A 7,122-nucleotide genomic window follows, 5' to 3' on the forward strand; every position below is an offset into this window, starting at 1 on the left:
GAGTCGAACGTGCGGGCCCTGGATACCCGACCGACAGCCAGAGACTCAGGCGGCGGCACCGTACTCGCTCGTCAGCCGCCGGACTTCGGCGTCCTTGAAGGCCTGCACCTCTTCCACGATCCCGCTCTTCGACAGATCGGCCACGGAGACGCAGAGGTCCATGCGCTGGATGCAGACGCCGAGCATGTACTCCCCGGCGGATGCCGTAGTAGCCCTCCTCGCAGTCCGTGTCGTTGTTGAACCGGCACGACGCGCAGGTGTCCGGGAGCCTTACGGGCAGCAGCCGCTTCACGTAGACCGCCCGGCCGCCGAGCGCCCGGTACAGGGTGCGCTCGTCGGAGGTGCCGGCGGTGAACGTCCGAAGCACCGGTTCCGCGCCGACCCGGGCCAGCACTTCGGAGATCGCCGCGGTCGACTCCGCCCCGTCCTGGATGCTGGTGAGCATCCGCACATCCGCGAACTGGCCGTACGACTCGACCAGGTTGACGACCCGGTCCACGTGGGCCATTCCGGGAACGACGATGTTCACCGAGACCTTCACGCCGTTGGAGACGGCGGACCGGACGGTCTGTTCCGCTGCCCGGATCTTCGCCTCGGCCAGGCCCGCAGACCTGAAACGCTCGGACTGAACGGCCTGGAGCTCTTCGGCGGTGGTACCGAAGACCGAGACGTTGACCCGGTTGAGGCCGGCCGCCGAACACTCCGGCATGACCTGCCGGCCGCGTTCCCCATTGCTGGTCATCCCGACGCTCAACCCCATGCCGGACAGCGCCGCGACCAGCGCGGGCACCTCCGTGTGGAGGGTGGGCTCCCCTCCCGTGAGGTGAACCTCGTCGGCGTCGAACGCCCTCGCCACAGTTCGCACCGCCCGCCGGAAGGACATGTCCGGGGCCATCCTGGCGGCGAGGAAACCGACACCGTTCGTCTCGCTGTAGATCGACACGCGCCCGGTCCTGCCCGGGCCCGCGCCGAAGGGCAGTTCGGCGCGGCCCTGATTGTCGACGGTGACCGGCGTTCCCTCGTTGTGGCAGAACGTGCAGGCCAACCCGCAGTCGTCGATCACCTTGATGCGGATGGTCCGGTCCCGGACGACCCGGACTGCCGGGCGTTGGGTAACTGACAAGGCTCGTCTCCTGTCATTCGAACGTGAGCCGGGGAATCGCGTCGATGTCGATCCCGTACCGGCGGTAGACCTTGGTCGTGTTCTCGCTCGTGAGCTTCTCCAGAGGAAGCTTGAGAGCGAGGGCGGTCGCATGGACGTGTTCGGCGCTGTCGCCCTCGATCTCCAGGTACGGGGGGATCAGCGGCCAGTGGTCGATCTCGACGGCCGCGCCGCCGAGCGTCCAGGAGGACCGGCGGTTCTCCTGGTACGCCTTCGGTTGGTAGCCGAGCTTGCCGAGGAGCGTGTTCGTGGCGTCGAAGCCGCCGACGGTCGTCTCCGTTTCGGTCACGCCGTCGATCGCATCGGAGTGGATCTCCTTGACGCACAACGTGACGTCGGTGCCGGTGTCACGCAGCCGGACCCACGCACCCGGCCGGCCGGGGATGTCGTAGACATAGCGGCGCTGGAAGCGGTCGACCACGTGCTCAGCCCCAGCCTCGGCCAGGAGCACGCGAATCTTCTCCGGATCGACGTTGAGGATCTTCGCTTCGAACTCAGTTGCGGTCATGGGGAATTGCCTTCCTCAGCGCGGTACGGGCAGATGAGCGCACGGTATCGGCGATGCTGCGAGCCACCTCATCAGGCGTGCGGTCGGTGCCGTCGACCCGCAGCAGTCCGAACGCCCGGTACACGCGGGAGCTTTCGGCCACGTTCGGCTCCTCCCGCCGGTGCCAGGAGCTCAGCGTTCCCAGCTCGGCCCGCCGACGAAGCCGCTCCTGGCGGACGCGTTCGTCCACCTCCAACAAAATCGGCACGTTCGGGACGAGAGCCCCCTCCGGGTACTCCGGCACACAGCCGTGACCCATCGCCCTGTGTGTGGCGATGGTGCGCGGGAAGTAGGACTCGACCACCACCGTCCGACCGCTCTCGGTGAGCGCCCGGGCGGTCTCGGACTTGATGTGGTTCGCCATCATCCACCAGTGGAACCGCGCCGGCAGGATTCCGGCGGCGTCCACCTCCACGCGCATACGGGGGAACGTCGGCAATGTGCCGTCGGTGAGGTGAACCCCGTTGACCAAAGCGGCGACCAGCGGGGCGACGGTGGTCTTCCCGCTTGCGCTCAGACCGTCGAGGGTGATGAAGAATCCTCGGGTCACGTCCATGTGAACTCCATATCCCTGTTCGGGCTTGTCATCGCAGCCCCCAGTTCCACGGGGCCGGGTGGGCACCGCGCAGGCACGTGACCCGGTGGGCCGCCTCCTGGCGGATGTTGGCGTCGAGGTGGGCGCGGCGCACCGTATCCATCACCGTGGCGAGGACGACGACGTCGCGTACGACCTGGTAGCCGGACCAGGCGCCGATGTAGGGGTGGTCCAGGGGCTGTCCCTCCCGGTCGTACGAGAGGTAGGTGTCGGCGTAGGTCCGGTGGTCTTCGCGCGGGCCGATGAGCAGTTCGGAGCGCCAGCGGGCGGCGACCAGGTCCCACTCGCGATGGCCGCGCGTCAGCGGGCGGCGCAGCAGGAGCCCGACGTGGACTCCGTCGTCGTGGCAGGGGGCCATCCCGAGGGCGCCGAGGATGACGGTGTCCGGTGTCGGCCAGTCGAGGTAGTCCCACTCCTCGCGCAGTTGGGCCGCGTGGTCGCGCAGGAAACTGCGGGAGGCCTCGTTCAGCGGAGCGCTGTCCAGGCCGTCCAGCAGCCCGGCGAACGGATCGTGCTCCCTGAGCCACGGGGCCGTCCTGGGGTCGGTCCGGTGCGTGAGGGCGGTCACCCATGCGGACAGGGACGTGTCGGTGCTCGGCTTCCCGGGGTCCTGCCAGAAGGTCACGGCCCGGCCTTCGGCAGACGTGCGGACGTCGATGTACCGGGGGGAGGTGACGGGGACTTGATGCTGTCGCAGGAACTGCGCGCCCTTGATGAGCGCCCCAGCCTCGTCCAGGTCGGGGTGGACGATGGCGAGCGCGCGTGAAGTCGGCAGCGACCACAGATGGTTCGGGCTGTCGCTGACCAGCTCGGCCTTCGCGACGTCGCCACCGGTGGCCACGCCCGCCTGCGTCAGTGCCTCGAAGGACGCCGCAATGTCCAGTCTGCGGGCCGGGGTTGTGGTCTTGAGTAGCGTTCTGGTGCGCGGTCCGACGCTCACGGCGCAGTCCTCGGGTACGGGAGTGGGTGGAGGGACGAGATGGGCGAGAACGGCGAGAAGAAGCATCGATCCGGGGCAGCGATTCCGCGAAGTGCCCCTGCCCTGCCAGCCTTCACAAGGGCCCCACGAGCGTCCTGGCCTTCCGTCCCGGAGACGCCGAGGGGCGAACTGGACGCCGCGAGCGTGTGCGCCCCTCCGACTACGACGGCGCCCGAGCCCAGCATCGCGATCTGCAAGCCGCCCCGCTCGCCCGCGAGGGCCGGCGCTGGGGCGGCGGGTTGGGTGGGCTCGTTGAATTCCAGCTCGAACCAGACCTCGTTGCCGTCACCCAGGCGATTCCAGCCGAAGCGAGTGGAGAGCGCCTTCACGAGTTCCAGGCCTCGTCCGTGCTGGTCGGTCTCCACAGCTGTCCGAAGCTGCGGAGATCGGCTTGCCCGGTCGATCACGGCTACTCGCAGCAGCTCCTTGTCGATCTGCAACGAGACCATGAACGTCGTACCCGTCGCATGCCTGATGGCGTTGGTCGCCAGCTCGGAGACGAGAAGCAGGACAGTGTCCTCCAGGTCCTGGCCGAGAACCAGGCCAAACCCGCGAAGGATCCTCCGTGTGGTGCGTCGGGCCGTGCTGGCGCTGACGGATTCGGCCGACAGCTCAAACTCAGAGGTGGGCATGGCATTCCCTCCGGGGGGTGGCTCCGGTGCAGGGGTGGGACATGACTACTGCGAGGCGGATGCGCCACTCCGTAACGAGTCGAATCCGCTCCGTAGCGGACGCTCATTCCACCAGCGCTCGTGAAGGCCGGGAAGGACACGGAGCCAGACATCGACCGGACATTCACCGGACATTCCGCGTCCACAGCGGTGAATCCGGCCGGAATCCGGCCGAAGGACTGAATCCCTCTCTATGTTTGGTACGTGATGCTGCATAAGGCGCTGCCGTGAGCAGGCGGACCCCCAAAAGCCGGAACCAGCTGCTGTACGAGGCCCGAAAGCGACTGAACCTCACTCAGGCTGCCGCCGCCGAAGCGGTGGGGGTGAGCGAACGGCAGTGGCGACGCTGGGAGACGACACCCAGCCCGGACGTCCCCCGCGCACCGGAGGTCCTCCGGTCGCTATGCGAAGTGTTCCAGGCCTCGTACGACAAACTGGGCTTCGTGTCGCCGGTAGATCTTTCGCCGGGTGGCGCAGGCGTCTTGGGAGGAGTCATCATCCCGCCTGTGAACCGACGTGACGCACTGGCAGCCGGAGTGGCTGCCGCCCTTGGCGGATTGCCCTGGCTCTCACCGGTCGTCGGCGTTCGGCCGACGGAGCCTCTCCGGATCGGTGAGGACGAGGTCGAGGACCTACGCGCGGTCCTTCAGCACCTCGACGCATGGGATCAGCGCTTCGGCGGCGACAGCCTTTGGCGCTCCGCCAGACACACCCTGCACTACATCCACGGGCTCCTGGACCGGGGGACGTTCTCCACAGGGATCGGCGACGAACTCCAGGCGATGCAGGGCTCACTGACCACCTCCATCGGCTGGTACTGCTACGACGCCGGACGAACCCAAGACGCATCTGTCTACTGGTCCCAGGCCCTCAACACCGCATTGCTGTTCAACAACTCGCCGCTGGCCATCCGCACGCTGTCCGTCATGGCGAGGCAGGCCGTCGACCTCGGCAAGGGCCGCGACGCCGTCCGCTACTCACAGATTGCTGCGACCCGACTCGGCCCCTGGGTACCACCTCGCGTCCACTCGCTCCTGGCCATTCGTGAGGCTCAGGGGCACGCCGCTCTGGGCGACGCCGCCAGTACCAACGAAGCGATCCTCCGTGCGTGGCGCGGGTTTGAGCGGGGCGCCAGCGAGGACGATCCGGACTGGGCTCGGTTCCTGAACGAAGCAGAGGCTCTGGTCCGGTGGAGGGCGAAGTCGCCGAGCGTATGGGCGCCGGCGTCCTCTTCGGCGTGCTCTGTTACCGTGGTTCGGTAGCGACGCGCGAAAACACGGTTCCCGGTATTGGTTAGTCCGGGCGGGGCTTGCGCTCTCAGCACACCGGCTTGCCGGTAGTGCCCGGTGCGTCTCTTTCTCTCGTGATCTTTCTGAGAAAGGGACCTCTGTGTCTGACTTTCCCGTGGACGGCATCGCCGTTCGCACACCTGTTCCCCCCGCTGGGGAGCAGGTCACCCGCACACCGTACCGGTGGCGTTGGGTCGCTTTGTGGGTGCTGCTCGCCGCCGAGGCGATGGACATGCTGGACGCCTTGATCGCCAATGTCGCGGCGCCTTCGATCCGGGCCGACCTGGGCGGCGGTGCCGCGACGGTGCAGTGGCTGGGAGCCGCTTACGCGCTGGCGATGGCGGCGGGCCTGGTCACCGGCGGACGTCTCGGTGACATCGTGGGCCGCAAGCGGATGTTCCTGATCGGCGCGCTCGGTTTCACCGTCGCCTCCCTGCTCTGCGCGGCCTCCTGGTCGCCGGGGATGCTGATCGGCGCCCGCGGGCTGCAGGGCCTGTTCGGCGCGGTGATGATCCCTCAGGGCCTGGGCATCATCAAGGAGATGTTCGACGGGCCGGAGGTCGGCCGGGCGTTCGGCCTGTTCGGCCCGGTGATGGCCGCCTCGACGGTGGGCGGCCCAGTGCTGGCCGGCGCTCTGGTCGATGCCGACTTCTTCGGCTCCGGCTGGCGCATGATCTTCCTGATCAACCTGCCGCTCGGTTTGCTCGCCCTCTTGGGTGGCTGGAAGTTCCTGCCGGAGTCACGTTCCACGCGGCGGCCCCGGCTCGACCTCGCGGGCGCCACCCTGGCCTCACTGGCCGCGTTGCTGCTGGTGCTCCCGCTGGTGCAGGGCCGTGAACTCGGCTGGCCTGCCTGGACGTTCGTGTCGATGGCGGCGGCGGTCGGGCTGTTCGGGGTCTTCGGCCGGTACGAGCTGCGGGTGGCCCGGGCGGGCGGCGATCCGCTCGTGGTGCCGGGCCTGTTCCGCAAGCGGGCCTTCTCCGCAGGTCTGGTGACCGGAGGGGTGTTCTTCGCGGCGGTGGCCGGCTTCTCGCTGGTGCTCAGCCTGTTCCTGCAGTCCGGCCTCGGCCTCACCCCCCTGCGGGCGGGGCTGGCGAGCCTGCCCTGGTCGCTGGGGATGGTGCTCGGCTTCGCCGCGATTCAGGTCGCCGAGCGGTTCGGCATCATCGAGCGGCTCGGGCGCCGGGTCATCCAGACCGGGCTCGTGGTCATGGCCCTGGGCACCGCCACCCTCGCCGTCACCCTGAACACGGCCGGCACGGGCGTCACGCCGTGGCACCTCGCGCCGGCACTGGTTCTCGCGGGCCTGGGTATGGGCCTGGTCATGGGACCGTTCTTCGACACCGTGCTCGGCGCCGTCGAACCGCACGAGAGCGGCTCCGCCTCCGGAACCATCACCGCCGTCCAGCAGCTCGGCAGCGCACTGGGCGTCGCCGTCCTGGGCACCGTGTTCTTCGGCGCGCTCGGCGGGCAGATCACCGGCACCGCCGAGCAGACCGCACGGACCGTCGCGGTGGCCAGCTACAGCGCGACCCTGCAGGTCACGCTGTGGGCCGGAACCGGCCTGCTTGCGACGGCACTCGCGGCCTCGTTCCTGCTGCCCCGTCCCGTCCACGCACAGGAGCACTGAACGCGGGCTACCGGTAAACCCGGGCGCGCCCGCAGGCTCCTGCCCCGGGCCGTGAGCCAGCCGATCCCGGGCACCCTCACCCGGCGTCGATGGGACAGCTGCGGTGCGCCGTCGGCCCTGAGCCGCGGAAGAGCGTTCAGCGATGCCATCGGTCTGGGGGGGGGGGGGCGCCGGCCCCGCCCGCGCGCCGGCCGGCTGCGCGTGGCCCCCCGGCGGGGCGGGCGCCCCCGCCCCCCGCCACTGGGACCC

General features: G+C 69.1%; 7 protein-coding genes. 2 read left to right on the forward strand and 5 right to left on the reverse strand.

Annotated elements, in window-relative coordinates; translation table 11 throughout:
- From ACFV6I_RS34685 to ACFV6I_RS34705, 5 genes are all read right to left on the reverse strand, one after another.
- Positions 1–1,123 (reverse strand): radical SAM protein (locus ACFV6I_RS34685; protein ID WP_380429791.1); only part of this gene is annotated, 1,123 nt, incomplete at its 3' end.
- 13 nt (positions 1,124–1,136) lie between these two features.
- Positions 1,137–1,670 carry a class IV adenylate cyclase gene (locus ACFV6I_RS34690; protein WP_380429794.1) on the reverse strand — a complete coding sequence of 178 codons (534 nt, stop codon included), beginning with the start codon at positions 1,668–1,670 and terminating at the stop codon, positions 1,137–1,139.
- Positions 1,657–2,265: a hypothetical protein gene (locus ACFV6I_RS34695; RefSeq protein ID WP_380429797.1), complete on the reverse strand. Its 609-nt coding sequence runs from the start codon at positions 2,263–2,265 to the stop codon at positions 1,657–1,659. Before ACFV6I_RS34695 ends, ACFV6I_RS34690 begins: the two co-directional genes overlap by 14 nt.
- 28 nt (positions 2,266–2,293) lie before the next feature.
- Entirely contained in the window at positions 2,294–3,244 is a 951-nt protein-coding gene (locus ACFV6I_RS34700) for a hypothetical protein (RefSeq protein WP_380429800.1), read from the reverse strand.
- The gene (locus tag ACFV6I_RS34705) at positions 3,241–3,915 is read right to left on the reverse strand and encodes an ATP-binding protein (protein ID WP_063346874.1); all 675 of its coding nucleotides are present in this window, start codon (positions 3,913–3,915) and stop codon (positions 3,241–3,243) included. Before ACFV6I_RS34705 ends, ACFV6I_RS34700 begins: the two co-directional genes overlap by 4 nt.
- Before the next feature lie 266 nt (positions 3,916–4,181).
- Between ACFV6I_RS34705 and ACFV6I_RS34710 the strand changes: the two genes are divergently transcribed.
- On the forward strand, positions 4,182–5,216 hold the full coding sequence (locus ACFV6I_RS34710) for a helix-turn-helix domain-containing protein (protein WP_380429803.1): 1,035 nt from the start codon (positions 4,182–4,184) through the stop codon (positions 5,214–5,216).
- Between the two features lie 232 nt (positions 5,217–5,448).
- Positions 5,449–6,873: an MFS transporter gene (locus ACFV6I_RS34715; protein ID WP_380429805.1), complete on the forward strand. Its 1,425-nt coding sequence runs from the start codon at positions 5,449–5,451 to the stop codon at positions 6,871–6,873.
- Positions 6,874–7,122 lie beyond the last annotated feature (249 nt).

This window comes from Kitasatospora sp. NPDC059803, from assembly GCF_042732255.1.
Lineage (GTDB): Bacteria > Actinomycetota > Actinomycetes > Streptomycetales > Streptomycetaceae > Kitasatospora.

Bases quoted from the DNA above. Each gene is read 5' to 3' on its own strand.
- ACFV6I_RS34690 (WP_380429794.1), bottom strand. From the start codon at position 1,670: ATGACCGCAACTGAGTTCGAAGCGAAGATCCTCAACGTCGATCCGGAG.
- ACFV6I_RS34695 (WP_380429797.1), bottom strand. From the start codon at position 2,265: ATGGACGTGACCCGAGGATTCTTCATCACCCTCGACGGTCTGAGCGCA.
- ACFV6I_RS34705 (WP_063346874.1), bottom strand. From the start codon at position 3,915: ATGCCCACCTCTGAGTTTGAGCTGTCGGCCGAATCCGTCAGCGCCAGC.